This window comes from Crossiella sp. S99.2 (genome assembly GCF_023094165.1).
Taxonomy (GTDB): domain Bacteria; phylum Actinomycetota; class Actinomycetes; order Mycobacteriales; family Pseudonocardiaceae; genus Crossiella.
The window spans coordinates 972,543-988,117 of record NZ_JALMDK010000003.1 but is presented as its reverse complement, the minus strand read 5'-3'; the positions used below and the strand labels follow the sequence as shown (position 1 = coordinate 988,117).

Sequence of the window (15,575 nt, the reverse complement as noted above, 5' to 3'; positions counted from 1 at the left end):
GGTGTGCGGTCGGGGCGGATCGGGAAGGTCATCGTGCTTCCTGACCTCAGACGATGCAACGACCCCTAGAAACCACCCTGTCGTACGGTGTGTTGGCCGTTGTGGACGGTGTGTTGGCCGACTGGCGTACCAATTCGGCCAAGACTGTGTACGACAACGGCCAACACGCCGGCGAGTTAGCGGTCCTGCTGGTCCGGGACCACGGTGCCGTCGGCGCGCAGCAGTGGGCCGCGGGTGCCGTCGGGGTGGACCGCGCCCGCCGTCGAGCACGGGTACGGGCCGGTCTTGACGGGCATCGGGTCGATGAACATCGGGTTGGGCAGCCAGCGGCCGTCGGCGTTGTCGTAGGCGCGGCACATCAGTTCGGGCTTGTTGCGGTTGAGCGCCAGGTGCGCGCCGGTGGCGTCGGCGACGAAGGTGACGTCGGTGTCGGCGTCACCCGCGCCCAGCGCGATCCGGTGTGCCGGGTCCTGCTGGTTCCAGGCCGCCTTGCCCCGCACACCAAAGATTTCCTGGTTGACCAGGCAGCGCTTGCCGTCGATGTAGGGCAGGGCGTCGGGGTCGTCGCCGCAGCCGAGTGACTCGGTGGTGAGGCGGCCGTGGCGGATCTGGTTGCGGATGCCGATGGTGTGGCTACGGCTGACGCCCACGCCGCCGGACCAGGCCTCGGCGATCGGCTCGGCGCTGGCGGAGACGATGTAGACCTCGAAACCGGCCCACCGCAGGGTGCGGATGAGGTCCTGCTGCTGGTCGTAGTAGCGGATGTAGCCGGCGATGGTGTGCGTGCCGACGGTCTGCTTCGCGCCGATGGGGGCGCTGAGTTGCTCGGCGCGGGCCTTGCGGGCGAAGGACTTCAGCGTGGCGGGGGTGTGTCCGGCGAACAGGTTCGGCACCCAGACGTAGGAGGGTTCGGTGCGGCGGTGGTTCCAGTCGCCGACGAAGGCCGCCGCGCCGCCCATGGTCCGCGAGCGCTCGCGGATCTCCATGATCTCGTCGGTGCAGGCGGTGTTGGTGGAGGTCGGCAGTGGCCTGCCGACGGGGGTGCTGGTGCCGCAGGCCGCGGTGAGGGCCTGGTCGGCGGCGGGGGAGAGCCACTTGCTGGTGCTGGTCCAGTTCTGCGGGCGCAGGATCTTGTCGTGCTTGAGCGCCCAGGCCAGGGTGGCGTCGGTGATATCGTTCTTGATCACCGTGTTGTCCCAGTCGAATACCGCCACCGGGCGCGGACCGGGCTTGCCCGCGCAGCGGCCACGTTCGTCGATCATCCGCTGCAGCTTGGCGCGGTTGTCGCCGTGCCAGGGCAGGCCGGGGTCGAGCTGGGGGCAGTGCGCGGACTCGCCGGCCGGCGTGGCCTGGGCCGGGGTGACACCGGCGAGCAGGCCGAGCGCGGCGCACAGCAGCACGGCGGTGGCCTTGCGCGGGGACATCGTGCGCACAGTGATCATCTCCAGGTTGTGGTGACCGGCGCCGCGATCATTCACCGCGGCTCCCGGATCCCGCAACCCGCTGTGCCCGTTGGTGTCCGCGATGTCCACTTCGGACTGGTCTAGCCCGTCTGCGCGGCCCCGCCGGCCCGGAACCGGTTGGTCCACACCGTGTTCATCGGGTACAGCCCGGCCAGCCCGGCCCCCGCGCGCACCTGCTCCCGCACGAACCCCTCCCGCGCCTCCTGCTCCACCGCCGACCGGGCCACCTCCTCGGCCAGCCCCGCCGGCACCACCAGCAACCCTTCCGCGTCCCCGACCAGCACATCCCCCGGTTGCACCAGCACCCCGCCGCAGGCCACCGCGACCTGGGACTCCCACGGCACATGCCGGGTCTCCAGGCCCGCCGGATGCCCGCCGCGGTGGTACACCGGCAGCGGCAGCCCGGCGAAGGACCCCGCGGCCAGCAGCGGGCCGTCGGTGACGATGCCGGCCGCGCCCCGGCCGGCCGCGCGCAAGGCCAGGATGTCGCCGATGGTGCCCGCGCCGGGGTCCTGGCGGGCGTCGATGACCAGGACCTCGCCGGGGGCGATCTCCTCCACGGCGTGGGCGCGCACGTCCAGGCCGGACTGGTCCAGCCGCCAGATGTCCTCGCGCAGGGGCAGGCAGCGCAGGGTGCGGGCCACACCGACCAGACGCAGGTCGGGACGGGTGGGGCGGACGCCGGTGATCAGGTGGTTGGCCACGCCGTGCTGGCGGAGCTGGGCGGCCACGGTGGCGGTGCTGACCTCGCGCAGCCGGGTGGCCGTGTCGGGGGCGAGGGTGGCGGGGCCGTGCGCGGCCTGGCGTTCGGACTCGCCAAAGGTCGGCTGGGCGCCGGGCACGCCCAGGGGTTCGGGGTCCTGGCGGATGCGGGCGCGTAGCGGTGGGCAGCCGGTGAGGGTGACCTCGACCCGGTCGCCGGGCTCGACCAGCGGGGCGCGGGGCGGGCCGCCGGTGAGGATGAGGTCGCCGGGTTCCAGGGTGAGGGTGCGGGAGAGGTCGGCGACCAGGTAGCCGAAGTCGTGGGCCAGGTCGGCGGCGGTGACCCGGTGGGCGAGTTCGCCGTTGATCCGGCAGCTCAGTTCCAGCGTGGACAGGTCGGTGGCAGGCAGGTCCAGGCGGGCCGGACCGAGTGGGGTGGAACCGTCGATGCCGTTGCTGCGCAAGGCCGAACCGTCGTCGGCGGCGTGCAGGTCGAACACGGTGAACTCCAGTGCCGCGGCCAGGCAGGCGATGCGGCCGAGGGCCTCCGCGCGGGTCACCCGGCGGGTCCGTTCGCCGATCACCAGCGCGAATCGCGCGGTCGCGCCCAGTGCCAGGCAGCCCTGCGGACGCAGCACCACCTGGTCGTCGCCGGTCAGCGCGGTGGCCGGCTTGAGGTAGTAGGAGGGGTGGCCCGGCCGGTGCGCCCGGACCGCGATGACCTTGCCAGGGCGCTGGGGTAGCGGGCCATCGTCGTCGGCGGACACGGGTGGTCCCTTCCTCTGGTGCCGAGAGTGGGGGCCTTCGCAGCTTGCTACTCCGGCGTCAATCTGGACAATGGCGGTCCCGCCATACTTCGCTGGGCCACCGATGTCGGATCCGACATCAGCCGAGGAGAAGCCGTGACCGCCGCCCGCATCACCCTGGCCGAACTGGTCGAGCTGCTCGGTCCCGCGCTGGCCGGGGTGGTGTGCGCGCCGCACGGCCTGGCCCACCCGGTAGGCGCGCCGGAACTGCTGGACACCACCGATCCCGGCCCGGTCGAACCGGCCGCGCTGCTGCTGGGCATCGGCCTCGCGCCCGGCCAGCTCCGGCTCACCACCGCCATCCAGCGGGCCGCCGCAGGGCAGGCCGCGGCGCTGGTGATCAAGAGCAGGGGGCGATCCCTGGACACGGTGCGCGCGGCGGCCGAACTGGCCGGGCTGGCGGTGCTGGACGCGGCCGCCGAACTGCCCTGGCCGCGGCTGCAACTGTTGTGCGCCACCGTGTTGCGCACCGACACCGTGGTGGCCGGGCCGGTGCCGCCGCTGTCCGCGCCGTTGGCCACGGTGCCCACCGGGGACCTGTTCGCGCTGGCCAACGCCACCGCGGCGCTGGTCGGCGGGGCGGTGGCGATCATGGACACCGACCACGTGGTGCTGGCCTACTCCAGCCTGGCCGGCCAGCGCATCGACGAGACCCGCCGCCGCGGCATCCTGCTCCGCCGGGTGCCCGAGGACGCGCTGCCCTACCACCTGCTCGCCGAGGTCTGGCACAGCCAGGAACCGGTCCGGGTGGCCCGGCCCGGCGACATGGTGCGGCTCGGCCTGGTCATCCGCGCGGGGCCGGAGGTGCTGGGCTCGCTGTGGGTGGCGGTGGAGGACGAGGTCGATCCCGCCGACTGCACGGCCGCGCTGCGTCAGGCCGCCCACCTCGCCGCCCTGCACCTGTTGCAGTTGCGCAGGCACGCCAACGCCGACCAGGACCGCCGCAACGCCGCGCTGCGCACCGCGCTGGACTCCGCCGAACACGCCACCGGCCTGGACCTGCCCGGCTACCTGCTCGCCCTCGCCTCGCCTGCGGAGGCCGAACCCACCCAGCGCAGGCTCACCGGCAGTCACCTGCTCGACCTGGCCGTGCTGGCCGGGCGCGCCTTCGGCATCGAGGTGGCCGCGACCCTGGCCCAGGACCGGCTCTACCTGCTGCTGCCCGGCGGCGAACCCGAGCGCGCGCAGACGGTGATCTTCGCCGGACAGCTGCTGGACCGGGCAAAGGCGAGTCTGCGCGGGCCGTGCCGGGCGGTGCTGGGTGGGCTGATCAGCACCCCGGCGCAGCTGTGCGCGCAGCGTGCGGACGCCGACGCGGCCCTGACCCACCTGCACCGCACCGGAATCACCGGACTGGCCGAGCTGGACGGGCTGCGCACCGAGATCGTGCTGCGCCGGGTCACCGACCTGGTGGCCGCCCGCCCCGAACTGCGCACCGGCCTGGCCGAGCGGATCCGCGCGCACGATGAGCGCGGCGGCACCGAGTACGGCCACACCCTGCTGACCTACCTGCGGGCCTCCGGCGACATCAGCGCCACCGCGGAAACCCTGCACGTGCACCAGAACACCGTGCGCCAGCGGCTGCGCCGGGCAGCCGAGCTGTTCGGCGTCGATCTTGGCCGCCCCGAGCTGCGGCTCGCGCTGTGGCTGGAGCTGACCGCGGCGCAGGGCTGATTGCCGGGAAATCGTTGACATCCTGGCCGAACAAAGGAAACCTTCCTAACTAACCGCCGCTGCTCGCCCCATCCCTGTCAGTTCAGTGGGAGGCACAAGTGGCACTCCGCCCTCGATTATTCGCCCTGTTGGCGGCCATCGCGATGGTTGCGCCAACCTCGGCCATGGCCAGCGCGGCCCCGGCCCCGGCCGAGTACCAGGCCGAGACCGCGACCATCTCCAACGGCGTGGTCGAGTCCAACCACGCCGGGTTCACCGGCACCGGGTTCGTCAACTTCGACAACGAGACCGGCAGCTACGTGGAGTTCACGGTCAACGCCGCCACGGCGGGACCGGCCACGCTGATCTTCCGTTACGCCAACGGAACCACGGCCAACCGGCCGCTGAACGTCACGGTGAACGGCACGGCCGCGGTCAGCGGGCTGGCCTTCCCCGGCACGGGCGCCTGGACCACCTGGCGCACCGCCACCGCCTCGGTCACCCTGACCGCCGGGGCGAACAAGATCCGCGGCACCGCGACCACGGCCAACGGCGGCCCCAACCTGGACCGCCTGGACGCCGAGACCGGCAGCGGTGAGCCGGACGTCGAACCTCCCACCATCCCAGGGAATCTGCGCTCCACCGCGGTCTCGGCCACCAGCGTCACGCTGGCCTGGAACGCTTCCACCGACAACGTGGGCGTGGCCGGGTACGAGGTCCAGCGCGACGGCGTGACCGCGGGCAACCCGACTGACACGAGTACCACCGTCAGCGGCCTGAGCCCGAACACCAGCTACACCTTCTCGGTGCGGGCCAAGGACGCCGCGGGCAACCTGTCCGGCTGGAGCGCGAGCATCCAGGTGAAGACCTCCGCTGGCGGCGGTGGTGGCCGCCCGGCCGACATCAACGGGCAGCTGCGCGTCTGCGGCGTCAAGCTGTGCAACCAGTACGGCAAGCCGATCCAGTTGCGCGGCATGAGCACGCACGGCATCCAGTGGTACAGCCAGTGTGTGAAGACGGCCTCGCTGGACGCGCTGGCCACCGACTGGGGCGGCGATGTGCTGCGCATCGCCATGTATATCCAGGAAGGCGGCTACGAGACCGATCCGCGCAAGTTCACCGACATGGTGCACGGCTACATCGAGGAGGCCACCAAGCGTGGCATGTACGCCTTGGTCGACTGGCACCAGCTGACCCCCGGTGACCCGAACTACAACCTGGCGCGGGCCAAGACCTTCTTCACCGAGATCGCCCAGCGGCACAAGGACAAGACCAACATCATCTACGACATCGCCAACGAGCCCAACGGCACCGCGTGGGCGAGGATCAAGACCTACGCGGAGCAGATGATCCCGGTGATCCGCGCGCAGGACCCGGACGGCGTGGTCTTCGTGGGCACGCACGGCTGGGGTTCCTTCGGCATCTCCGACGGCCGCGACGAGTCCGACATCATCAACAACCCGATCAACGCCACCAACTTCATGTACACCTTCCACTTCTACGCGGCCTCACACCACGACGAGTACTTCAACTCGTTGCAGCGGGCCGCCACCAAGATCCCGATCTTCATCACCGAGTTCGGCACCCAGACCTCCAGCGGTGACGGCGGAAACGACTTCGCCTACTCGCAGAAGTACCTGGACTTCCTGGCAGCCAACAAGATCGGCTGGACGAACTGGAACTTCTCCGACGACAGCAGGTCCGGCGCGGTGTTCAAGAGCGGCACCTGCGCGGGCAGCAACTTCACCGGCACCGGCGTGCTGAAGCCGGCCGGGGTCTGGATCCGCGACCGCATGCGGACTCCGGACGAGTTCCCGACCGGCTGATCCCGGACGCGGGCGGCCGTTGCGCGGCGGCCGCCCGCGTTCACCGCACCCAAGCAGGTGCGCCATACCGTGCGGGCGTGTTGGCCGTTGTCGTACCCAGTCTTGGCCGAACTGGTACGCCCATCACGCCCATTCGGCCAACACACCGCCCAGAACGGCCAACACACCGTACGAGAACGGCCAACACGGTGGCGGGCGGGTGCCCGCGTTCACAGCACCTTGAGCCCGACAACTCCGGCCACGACCAGGCCGAGGCAGAGCACTCTGGCCACGGTCACCGGATCCTGGTTGGCCACCATGCCGTACACGGTCGCGCCCACCGCGCCAATGCCCACCCAGGCCAGATAGCCGGTGCCGACCGGGATCTGGCGCAGCGCGTAGGCCAGGCCGCCCATGCTCAGCACCAGCCCCACCACGAACACGATGGTCGGCACCGGGCGGCGCAGACCGTCGGACACGCTGAGCGCGACCGCCCACACGGCCTCGAAAACACCAGAGACGACAAGCACAATCCACGCCATCAGACACCTCGCAGCAGCAAGAAACCGACATTGCCCACTGCGCCGTCTTGTCGAAGCCGGGTACGACGCGCTCGTCCGGGGCCGCCGTCGCCGACGGCCACCACCAAGCTAACACGCGCCACGCGCGGGGGCGGCCTATGCTCTGCCTGATCGTTCGAACAGGGAGAGTGCGCACGGTGGAGAAGCGAGTTCTGGGGCGGACCGGCAGGCAGGTCGGCGTGGTCGGGCTGGGCGCCTGGCAGCTTGGCGCGGATTGGGGTGAGGTCGAGGAGGACCAGGCCCTGGCGGTGCTGGACGCGGCGGCCGCGGCGGGGATGACGCTGATCGACACCGCCGATGTCTACGGCGACGGCCGCAGCGAACGCCTGGTCGGCCAGTTCCTGAAGTCGCACGGCGACGGGATCACCGTGGCCACCAAGATGGGTCGCCGGGTCGAGCAGGACCCGGCCAACTACACCCTGGACAACTTCCGCGCCTGGACCGACCGCTCCCGCACCAACCTGGGCGTGGACACCCTGGACCTGGTCCAGCTGCACTGCCCGCCCACCGCGGTCTTCTCCGCGGACGAGGTCTTCGACAACCTGGACACCCTGGTCGCGGAGAAGCGGATCGCCGCCTACGGCGTCAGCGTGGAGACCAGGGCCGAGGCGCTGACCGCGATCGCCCGCCCCGGCGTGGCCAGCGTGCAGATCATCCTCAACATGCTCCGCCTCGCCCCGCTCGCCGAGGTGCTGCCCGCCGCCGCGGCCGCCGGGGTCGGCATCCTGGCTCGCGTGCCGCTGGCCAGTGGGCTGCTTTCAGGGCGGTACAACGAGAACACGGTCTTCGCACCGAACGACCACCGGACCTACAACCGGCACGGCGAGGCATTCGACGTCGGTGAGACCTTCTCCGGCGTGGACTTCGGCACCGGGCTGGCAGCGGTGCGGAGACTGGCTCCGCTGGTGCCGGACTCGGCGACGATGGCCCAGTTCGCGCTGCGCTGGATCATCGACCAGCCGGGGGTGAGCGTGGTGATCCCGGGCGCGCGCAACGCCGAACAGGCCCGTGGCAACGCCGCCGCGGCCGATCTCGCGCCGCTGAGCGCGGAGACCCTTGCCACGGTGCGCGCGGTCTACGACGAGCTGATCGCCCCGCAGGTCGCCGACCGCTGGTAGGGCAACAGGTTCGGTCAGCCCCGGCCGATCAACGGCATGGTCGTGGCCATCACGGTCATGAATTGCACGTTGGCGGCCAGGGGCAGACCGGCCATGTAGCGCACCGCCTCGGCCACGTGCGTCACGTCCATGGTCGGTTCCGGCGCCACCGACCCGTCGGCCTGCAGCACGCCGGCCTTCATCCGCTCGGTCAGCTCGGTGGCCGCGTTGCCGATGTCGATCTGCCCGCAGGCAATGCCAAAAGCCCTGCCCTCCAAGGAAATCGACTTGGTCAGCCCGGTGATCGCGTGCTTGCTGGCGTTGTAGGCGATCGCGTTCGGCCGCGGCACCTGGGCGGAGATCGAGCCGTTGTTGATGATCCGGCCGCCGCGTGGGTCCTGGTCGCGCATGAGCCGGAAAGCGGCCTGGGCGCACAGGAACGCGCCGGTGAGGTTGGTGTCCAGCACCCGTTGCCACTGGTCGAGGGCGAACTCGGCCAGGGGAGTGGCGGGCGCGTTGACGCCGGCGTTGTTGAACAGCACGTCGACCCGGCCCCAGCGCTCGCGCACGGCGGCGAACAACGCGTCCACCGAGTCGGGCACGGTGACGTCGGTGGGCAGCACGAGCACCGACTCGGGCGGGGCGTCCGCGGCGGTGTCGGTGAGCGCCTCGGCCCGCCTGCCCGCCAGCGCGACCCGGTGGCCGGCGGCGAGCAGTTCGCGGGCGACCGCGCGGCCGACACCCGAACCCGCGCCGGTCACCACCGAGATCGGCGCTGGTGCACCGGTGATGTACCGGTCGTCCCTACTGTCCATCAGGTCAGTCAACCAGAGGGGGTGCTGGACCGATGACCATGATGTCGAGACTCGGCAGCCGCACTCGCGACCCGCCCCCTGTACCACTTGGCCCAACTGGCACGCCCATTTGAGCCAACCGGGCGTACCAGTTGGGCCAACTCGCCGGGACATCGCGGCGCGGTCAGGACGCCGGTGAAAGCACTCGCAGGTGGGCGGCCTGGAGGTCCCGGCCCGGTGCGATGCCCAGTTCCTCCCACAGCAGTTCCTGGATGTGCCGGTAGGCCGCCAGCGCGTCCGCTCGCCGGCCCGCCGCCGCCAGCGTGGTCACCAGCCGCGCCCACACCCGCTCGTCGTACGGTTGCGCCGCCACCGCCTGGCGCAGCACCGCGACCGCCTCGTCGTGCCGTTCCTGGGCCAGCAACGCGGTCACCAGGCCGGAGCGGCCGCGGTCCCGCAACTCGGTCAGCCGGGTCTGTTCCGGGAGCGCGCACAGTCCCAGCGTGCTGAACGGCGTGCCGCGCCACAGTCCCAGCGCCGCCTCGAACCGGTTGGCCGCGGTCCCCGGATCCACCGCGGCCAGGGCGCGATGGCCGTCGGCGAGCAGGGTCTCGAACTCGGCGACGTCGAGCAGGGCGGTGCCCGGGTTGAGGCGGTAGGCGCCGCGTCTACTGTCGATAGACAGGGCGCCCAGGGGGGTCAGGCGCTTGCGCCACTGGCTGATGAAGGCGCGCAGGTTGATCAGCGCGGAGGGTGGTGGGTGCTCGCCCCACAGCGTCCCTACCAATCGGTCGGTATCGCACCATTGGCCGCGCCAGAGCGTCAGCGCGGTCAGCAGGGCCTGCGGCCTGGCCGGTAGCAGGGGTAGCGGCCGGTCCGCGTGCCACAACTCCAGGTGGCCGAACAACCGGAGCACGGTCTGGCTCATGGGGTGCCTTCCTCCCGTGGGGAGCACCCACCCTGGGCAGCGGCGGTTCAGCGGGCGTTCAGGGACGGTATTGCCGGGTACTGGCGGTGTTCCTGCCACTACTGGTTGCCATACTTTTGCTGTGCCATGCTCGGGTGGGCAGGGAGGAGTCGAGGGGGCCAGGGTGCTGTTCCGGGTGTTCGGCGTGCTCGAGGTGCACGGGCCTGCCGAGGTGCTGGCCTTCGCCGCGGACAAGCCCCGCCGGATGTTGTCCGCGCTGCTGCTGCACGCCAATCGCTGGGTGCCCGACGACGAGCTGATCGAGGCGGTCTGGCCCGCGGGCCCGCCCCCGTCGGCCGCGGGCAACCTGAAGAGTTACGTGAGCCAGGTGCGGAAACTGCTCGCCCCGGTCGACACGCAGGCCAACCGTCTGGCACGGCAGCCCGGCGCGTACCGGCTCACCGTGGGCCGCGCCGAACTCGACACGATGATCTTCGAGGATCTCCTCGGTCAGGCGGGCGACGCGCTCGGGGAGGACCCGGCGCGCGCGGTGGCGCTGGTGACCGAGGCGCTGGCGCTGTGGCGCGGGGAGCCGTTCGAGTCCCTGGCGGTGGAGGCGGCCCAGGTCGAACTGGCCCGGCTCACCGAGTTGCGCTGGTCGGCCCGCAACACCCTGGCCGACGCCCTGGTCGCGGCGGGCAGGCACAGCGAGGCCATCGGCCTGCTGCGCGCGATGACCACCGAGGACCCGCTCAAGGAACCGACCTGGCTGCGCCTGCTGGACGCGCTGGACGCGGGCGGGCGGCGGGCCGAGGCGCTGCTGGCCTACCAGGACGCGCGGCGGGTCTTCGTGGACGAACTCGGCATCGAGCCGGGCGCCGCGTTGCGCGCGGCCCACCAGCGGTTACTGGCGGCCGACGAGCCCGCCGAGCCGGGCAGCGGGCAACCGGCGGAACCGCCACCCACGCCCGCGCCGCCCGCACCAGCACCAGCCGAACCAGCCCCAGCCGCGCCCGCACCACCGGCGACCGGTCGGCGCCGGCCGCGGCGGTCCCGGATCATCGTGGCCGCCTCGCTCGCGCTGACCACGGTGCTGGCCGCCGGCCTGGTGATCGCCACCCAGTGGTGGCCGAAGACCTCGGGCGGATCGGCGATCACCGCGGCGGAACGGTACGGCTGGGGCAGACCGGCGCGCGCCGCGGAGTTCAGCACCGGTCTGGACGGCTGGACCGCGGCCGGGCCCAGACCGGGGCAGGGCGGCCGTGGACAACAGGTCCCTGAGCAGGTCAGCGTGCAGGACGACCTGGTGACCATCACCGGCGACACCAACGGCAACACCGGCTACCTGAGCCGTGCCGAGGGTTCCTTCCGCGGCCGCTGGGAGGCCAGGGTGCGGCTACCCCCTGGCTGTGCTTGCTACCGCCCGCTGCTCACCCTCTGGCCGGTCGCGAACGACGACTTCCCGGCCGGCGGCGAGATCGTCTACCTGGAGGTCTTCGACCCGGAACGGCAGCGCGCGCAGTTCTTCCTGGCCAGCGGGAAACACCGGGATCGCTACCACGCCCAGCGCGCGGTCGACATGACCCAGTGGAACCACTTCGCGGTGGAGTGGACCGAGCACGGCCTCACCGGCTATGTCAACGGCGAGAAGTGGTTTCACACCGCGGAAAAGGACCGGCTGCCGCCACGCCCGATGCGCCCGACCATGAAACTGGACCTGGCGCAGGAGAACGATCTGCGACCGGCCAGCATGGAGATCGACTGGATCCGCGAATACCCGGTGTGACCCCCGGCGTCAGGCCAAAGCCGCCAGGTGCGCGCGGACCTCGGCCAGGTAGTCGGCGGCGCGGGTGAGCAGCAGTGAATGCCCGCCGTCCGGGAAGAGCCGCAGCGTGTGGCCGGGGTGCAGGTCGAGCAGTCGCTGCCGGTGGGTGGCGGTGATCAACAGGTCGTCCTCGGCGGCGAGGAACCGGGCCGGACCGTCCCAGCCGGGCCGCAGGTCGCCGGAGTGCCGGGCGAGGTCGAGCAGCATGGCCAAGGAGTTCGCCAGCCCGTCCCGCCCCGACCGGCGGTAGCCCGCCTCGACCTGGCCGAGCCAGAACTCACCCTCGGGCGAGGCTTGCCACACCGTACGCAACGCGGTCCGCGCGGCGTCGATGGTCTGTTCCCACGGCGTGTTCCGGATGGTGTCGACCTTGCCCGCGAGCCGGTCCACGTCCTCCGCGCCGTAGAGCCCGGTGCCGCTGAACACCACCGAGGCCACCCGCTCCGGCGCGCGCTGGATGAGCACCTCGGCGAGCATGCCGCCCGCGGACTGCCCGACCAGGTGCACGCGGCCGATGCCCTCGGCGTCCAGGATCGTCAGGAGCCCGTCGGCGAGCTGGGCCAGGGTGGTCGCGGTGGGCGGGTAATCGACGGTGACCGTGCGGTAGGCGGGGTGCAGCGCGGGGGCGAGGTCCAGCCAGCTGATGCCGATGCCCGCGCCACCGGGCAGCAGCAGCACCGTTTCGCCCTCGCCCGCGACGTAGTACCGCCACTGGCCCAGGTCCTTGCTCCGGTGGACCCGGTGGAACTCGGCCGCGCGCTGCTCGATCGTCTCGCCCCCATGCATGCCTACATGGCTACCAGGTGACCGGCAGGCTCACCAACCCGCCCGGCAGCAGGTTGTCCAGCAGTTCCAGTTCCGCCACCGGCACCGCCAGCTCCATGGTCGGGAAACGCTGGAACAACCGGCTGAACACCGCCTCCAGCTCCACCCTGGCCAGGGTCGCGCCAATGCACAGGTGCCTGCCGCTGCCGAAGGACAGGTGCGAGTTGGTCTCCCGGGAGATGTCGAAGGTGTCCGGGTCCGCCCAGAAACGCGGATCCCGGTTGGCGGCGATGCCACTGATCAGGACCGCCTCGCCGAAGTTGATGGTGACATCGCCGACCTTGATCTCGTCCCGGGCGTAGCGGACGAAGTTGCCGCCGCCGGCGTCGGTGAAGCGCAGCATCTCCTCCACCGCCGGTTCCACCAGCGACGGATCTTCCAGCAGGCGCTTGCGCTGCTCGGGATAGGTGAGCAGGTGCAGGGTGCCGAATTCCACCAGCACCACGGTGGTCATGTGCCCGGCGAAGAGCAGGCCGGTGGCCAGGCCCACCGCGTAGTCCATGTTCAGCTTGCCCTCGTCATAGGCGCGGGCGATATCGGAGATCACGTCCTCGCCGGGATCCTTGCGGCGCTTCTCGATCAGTGAACCGGTGTAGGCGCGCAGTTCGGTGAGCTGTTCCAGGGAATGCTCGCCGTTGAACATGTCCGCGGCGCCCTCGGACCAGATCCGGAACTGGTCCCGGTCCTCATACGGCACTCCCAGCAGTTCGCAGATCACCAGCACCGGCAACGGAAAAGCGAGTTCCTGATGCAGATCCACCGGCGGGGCCTTCTTGGCCATCTCGTCCAGCAGATCGTCGACCAGGCCGCCGATCCGGGGCCGCAGCATGCGCATTCGCTTGGCGGAGAAGGAACCGCCGAGCAGGTTGCGCATCAGGGTGTGGTCGTAGTCCTCGGTCTCGTAGGTGCCGACCGGGCCACCCATCATCGCCGACTCGCTGACCTTGGCGGCGTTCGCCGGATCCGGGTGCGAACGGATCAGCCGCGGGTCGGTGAACAGCGACTTGGCCTCGTCGTAGCGGGTGACCAGCCAGGCCTCATCGCCCATCATGGTGCGCACCTTGGTGATCGGGCGCTCGGCCTGCAGCGTCCGCAGCATCGGCGGAATGTCCAGAATGGTCGGACGGTCGAAGGGCAGGGCGGGCATGTCCTGGGTGGTCATCGGGCTTCTCCCGTCAGTGCGGTGTCGCAGACCTGGTATTCGGGCAGCATGTCCAGCATCTGCTCCAGCAGGTTGGCGCAGTACAAGCCGTTGGCGAGCGGGTCGTCCTCATCCGCGCACACCTGCTTGTTCTTGCCGGTGAAGTCCAGGCGGACCCGGCGCACCGCTGGGTCGTCCAGCAGCTTGCGCTCGATGAGTTCGGCGACCAGGTGCGGCGGCAGATCCACCGTCATGTGGTGCTCGCCCAGCTCGAAGATGTCCACCTCCTTCAACGGCACCCCGGGTTCCTGCACCGGTTCGATGTAGGGGTAGGGCCGGGCCACCATGTCCAGCTCGAACAGCGCCCGCACGGTCGGATCCGACCACCACGGCTGGCTGGAGGCGAACTCGTGCATCAGCCGGTCGTTGTCCTGCCGCATGCTGTGCTGGATCCGGTGGCACACCAGGCCGCCGTTGCTGTACTCGTAGTGGTCCAGGGTCTCCACCGAGCGTTTGATGTAGCGGCACAGCTCGAAGTCCTGCCGTTCCTTGAAGAACGCTATCGCCGCCTTGAACACCTCGTCGAAGGGCGCGATCCCGGTGCGGTCCAGGTAGCTGGAGACGAAGTACAGGCCGCGCGAGTCATACAGCGACAGCAGCGCGTACCAGAACCACACGCCCTCGTCGTACTGCTCCCGGTTGACCCACTTGGTGCGCACCACCAATTCGGCCTCGCCCACCGGGTTGGGCACCCGCTCGGTGACCACGCCGAAGATCTCCCGCTGTTCGTAGATCGGCGTGTTGTGCAGCAACAGCTGCGGGTACACGTTGATCATGTCCGCGCCGGTGCGGCACAGCTGCACGATTCCGTCCACATAGGACGCCAGGGTTTCCCCGGGCAGTGGCCAGATCAGCTCGATGAAGGAGGGGATGTTGCGGGCCCGCAGGTCGCGCTGGAGTTCGGAGTAGGTCTCCCGCTTGATGTTCTTGCGCTCGATCAGGGTGAGCGCCTCGTCGCTGACACTTTGCAGGGAGATCGGCTGGCGGGTGATCAGCCCGCCGCGCAACAGGATGTCCACGATCTTGGACACCCGCTCCGGGCTGTTCTTGGCCGATTGGATGGTCACCCAGTACGGGAAGCCGTACTTCTCCTTGCACTCCACGATGTACTCGGTCAGCTCCACATCGCGCGCGGACAGGCCCCAGTTGGCGTCGGCGATCATCACCGCGTAGATGTTGTTCTTGGCGATCCACTCGATGTCGGCCTTGACCCGGTCCATCTCGAAGCGGTGCACCTTGTCGTTGGTGGCCGCGCCCCAGTAGCAGAATCCGCAGCGGAACGGGCAGCCGCGGTTGGTCTCCAGCACCGCCACGTGGTAGGTCGAATCGGTGAACAGGTTGGCCACGAACGGACTCGGCACCTCGGTGAGTTCCTTGATCCGGGCCGCGGGCAGGGTAGTGGTCACCCGGCCGTCCCGGCGGAAGCTCAACCCGGGCACCCGGCCCAGATCCGGGGTATCGCCCGCCAGTTCGCGCAGGTACTCCAGGAAGGTGATCTCGCCTTCGCCGTTGCACACCGCCACGTTGTGCGCCCCGGCCGGGATGTAGTCCTCGCCGTGGTTCATCACCTGCGGGCCGCCGAGCAGGTACTGGGCGTTGGGCCGCAACCGGACCAGGTCCTCCAGCACCTCGCGGACCAGCGTGCCGTTCCAGATGTAGCAACTGAACGCGTAGATGTCGCTGTCCAGCGCGGCCAGCTCGGCCACCAGGGCGACCCGGCCGTCGGAAGTGTGCCGGGACAGGATCTCGAACTCGTACCGCTCCGCGATCGTCTCGTCCTGGCGGGCATAACTCTGCAAGTAGCCCGAGACCAGCGGTAGGAAGCTGTGCCAGGAGTGGATCTCCACCAGTGCCACGGTCGTCATCTTGGTGCGCCTCCGTCCACTGGGCACAGAGCCCAAGGCGATGTCGGTCCC

12 protein-coding genes and 1 riboswitch are annotated in these 15,575 nt (G+C 70.4%); of the genes, 4 read left to right on the top strand and 8 right to left on the bottom strand.

What is annotated here, in order from left to right; genetic code table 11:
* Positions 1 to 176: 176 nt before the first annotated feature.
* Together MZC64_RS15730 and MZC64_RS15725 are read right to left on the bottom strand one after the other, a co-directional pair.
* Positions 177 to 1,532 carry a haloacid dehalogenase-like hydrolase gene (locus tag MZC64_RS15730; protein ID WP_247756313.1) on the bottom strand — a complete coding sequence of 452 codons (1,356 nt, stop codon included), beginning with the start codon at positions 1,530 to 1,532 and terminating at the stop codon, positions 177 to 179.
* Between the two features lie 11 nt (positions 1,533 to 1,543).
* Positions 1,544 to 2,932: a fumarylacetoacetate hydrolase family protein gene (locus tag MZC64_RS15725; protein ID WP_247756315.1), complete on the bottom strand. Its 1,389-nt coding sequence runs from the start codon at positions 2,930 to 2,932 to the stop codon at positions 1,544 to 1,546.
* 135 nt (positions 2,933 to 3,067) lie between these two features.
* On the opposite strand from MZC64_RS15725, the gene MZC64_RS48680 reads away from it, so the two are divergent.
* Both MZC64_RS48680 and MZC64_RS15715 read left to right on the top strand, forming a co-directional pair.
* Positions 3,068 to 4,645, top strand: a complete 1,578-nt coding sequence (locus MZC64_RS48680; RefSeq protein WP_247756317.1) for a helix-turn-helix domain-containing protein — start codon at positions 3,068 to 3,070, stop codon at positions 4,643 to 4,645.
* A 164-nt stretch (positions 4,646 to 4,809) separates the two neighbouring features.
* Positions 4,810 to 6,450, top strand: coding sequence for a cellulase family glycosylhydrolase (locus tag MZC64_RS15715; protein ID WP_247756319.1), 1,641 nt, complete (start codon positions 4,810 to 4,812; stop codon positions 6,448 to 6,450).
* 209 nt (positions 6,451 to 6,659) lie between these two features.
* Here the strand turns inward: MZC64_RS15715 and MZC64_RS15710 are convergent, their stop codons facing one another.
* Complete coding sequence (locus tag MZC64_RS15710; RefSeq protein WP_247756321.1) at positions 6,660 to 6,971, bottom strand: multidrug efflux SMR transporter; 312 nt, start codon at positions 6,969 to 6,971, stop codon at positions 6,660 to 6,662.
* A 36-nt stretch (positions 6,972 to 7,007) separates the two neighbouring features.
* A riboswitch (guanidine-III (ykkC-III) riboswitch) is annotated at positions 7,008 to 7,074 on the bottom strand.
* A 73-nt stretch (positions 7,075 to 7,147) separates the two neighbouring features.
* Here MZC64_RS15710 and MZC64_RS15705 point away from each other — a divergent pair.
* A complete protein-coding gene (locus MZC64_RS15705; protein ID WP_247756323.1) occupies positions 7,148 to 8,128 on the top strand; it encodes an aldo/keto reductase in 981 nt (326 codons plus the stop codon).
* 14 nt (positions 8,129 to 8,142) lie between these two features.
* Here MZC64_RS15705 and MZC64_RS15700 read toward each other — a convergent pair whose 3' ends face one another.
* Both MZC64_RS15700 and MZC64_RS15695 read right to left on the bottom strand, forming a co-directional pair.
* A complete protein-coding gene (locus MZC64_RS15700; RefSeq protein WP_247756324.1) occupies positions 8,143 to 8,922 on the bottom strand; it encodes an SDR family oxidoreductase in 780 nt (259 codons plus the stop codon).
* A gap of 163 nt (positions 8,923 to 9,085) precedes the next feature.
* Positions 9,086 to 9,829, bottom strand: a complete 744-nt coding sequence (locus MZC64_RS15695; RefSeq protein ID WP_247756326.1) for an AfsR/SARP family transcriptional regulator — start codon at positions 9,827 to 9,829, stop codon at positions 9,086 to 9,088.
* A 163-nt stretch (positions 9,830 to 9,992) separates the two neighbouring features.
* Here MZC64_RS15695 and MZC64_RS47815 point away from each other — a divergent pair, with 163 nt between their 5' ends.
* A complete protein-coding gene (locus MZC64_RS47815; protein WP_308301008.1) occupies positions 9,993 to 11,594 on the top strand; it encodes a BTAD domain-containing putative transcriptional regulator in 1,602 nt (533 codons plus the stop codon).
* A gap of 9 nt (positions 11,595 to 11,603) precedes the next feature.
* On the opposite strand, the gene MZC64_RS15680 is transcribed toward MZC64_RS47815, so the two are convergent.
* From MZC64_RS15680 to MZC64_RS15670, 3 genes are read right to left on the bottom strand one after another with little or no spacing between them, the layout of a single operon-like run.
* Positions 11,604 to 12,419, bottom strand: coding sequence for an alpha/beta fold hydrolase (locus tag MZC64_RS15680; protein WP_247756328.1), 816 nt, complete (start codon positions 12,417 to 12,419; stop codon positions 11,604 to 11,606).
* Positions 12,420 to 12,429: 10 nt separating this feature from the next.
* Entirely contained in the window at positions 12,430 to 13,620 is a 1,191-nt protein-coding gene (locus MZC64_RS15675) for a cytochrome P450 (RefSeq protein ID WP_247756330.1), read from the bottom strand.
* Complete coding sequence (locus MZC64_RS15670) at positions 13,617 to 15,524, bottom strand: radical SAM protein (protein ID WP_247756331.1); 1,908 nt, start codon at positions 15,522 to 15,524, stop codon at positions 13,617 to 13,619. Before MZC64_RS15670 ends, MZC64_RS15675 begins: the two co-directional genes overlap by 4 nt.
* Between the last annotated feature and the right edge of the window lie 51 nt (positions 15,525 to 15,575).

Bases quoted from the DNA above. Each gene is read 5' to 3' on its own strand.
- MZC64_RS15710 (WP_247756321.1), bottom strand. From the start codon at position 6,971: ATGGCGTGGATTGTGCTTGTCGTCTCTGGTGTTTTCGAGGCCGTGTGG.
- MZC64_RS15670 (WP_247756331.1), bottom strand. From the start codon at position 15,524: ATGACGACCGTGGCACTGGTGGAGATCCACTCCTGGCACAGCTTCCTA.
- MZC64_RS15700 (WP_247756324.1), bottom strand. From the start codon at position 8,922: ATGGACAGTAGGGACGACCGGTACATCACCGGTGCACCAGCGCCGATC.
- MZC64_RS15715 (WP_247756319.1), top strand. From the start codon at position 4,810: ATGGCCAGCGCGGCCCCGGCCCCGGCCGAGTACCAGGCCGAGACCGCG.
- MZC64_RS15675 (WP_247756330.1), bottom strand. From the start codon at position 13,620: ATGACCACCCAGGACATGCCCGCCCTGCCCTTCGACCGTCCGACCATT.
- MZC64_RS15695 (WP_247756326.1), bottom strand. From the start codon at position 9,829: ATGAGCCAGACCGTGCTCCGGTTGTTCGGCCACCTGGAGTTGTGGCAC.
- MZC64_RS15680 (WP_247756328.1), bottom strand. From the start codon at position 12,419: ATGCATGGGGGCGAGACGATCGAGCAGCGCGCGGCCGAGTTCCACCGG.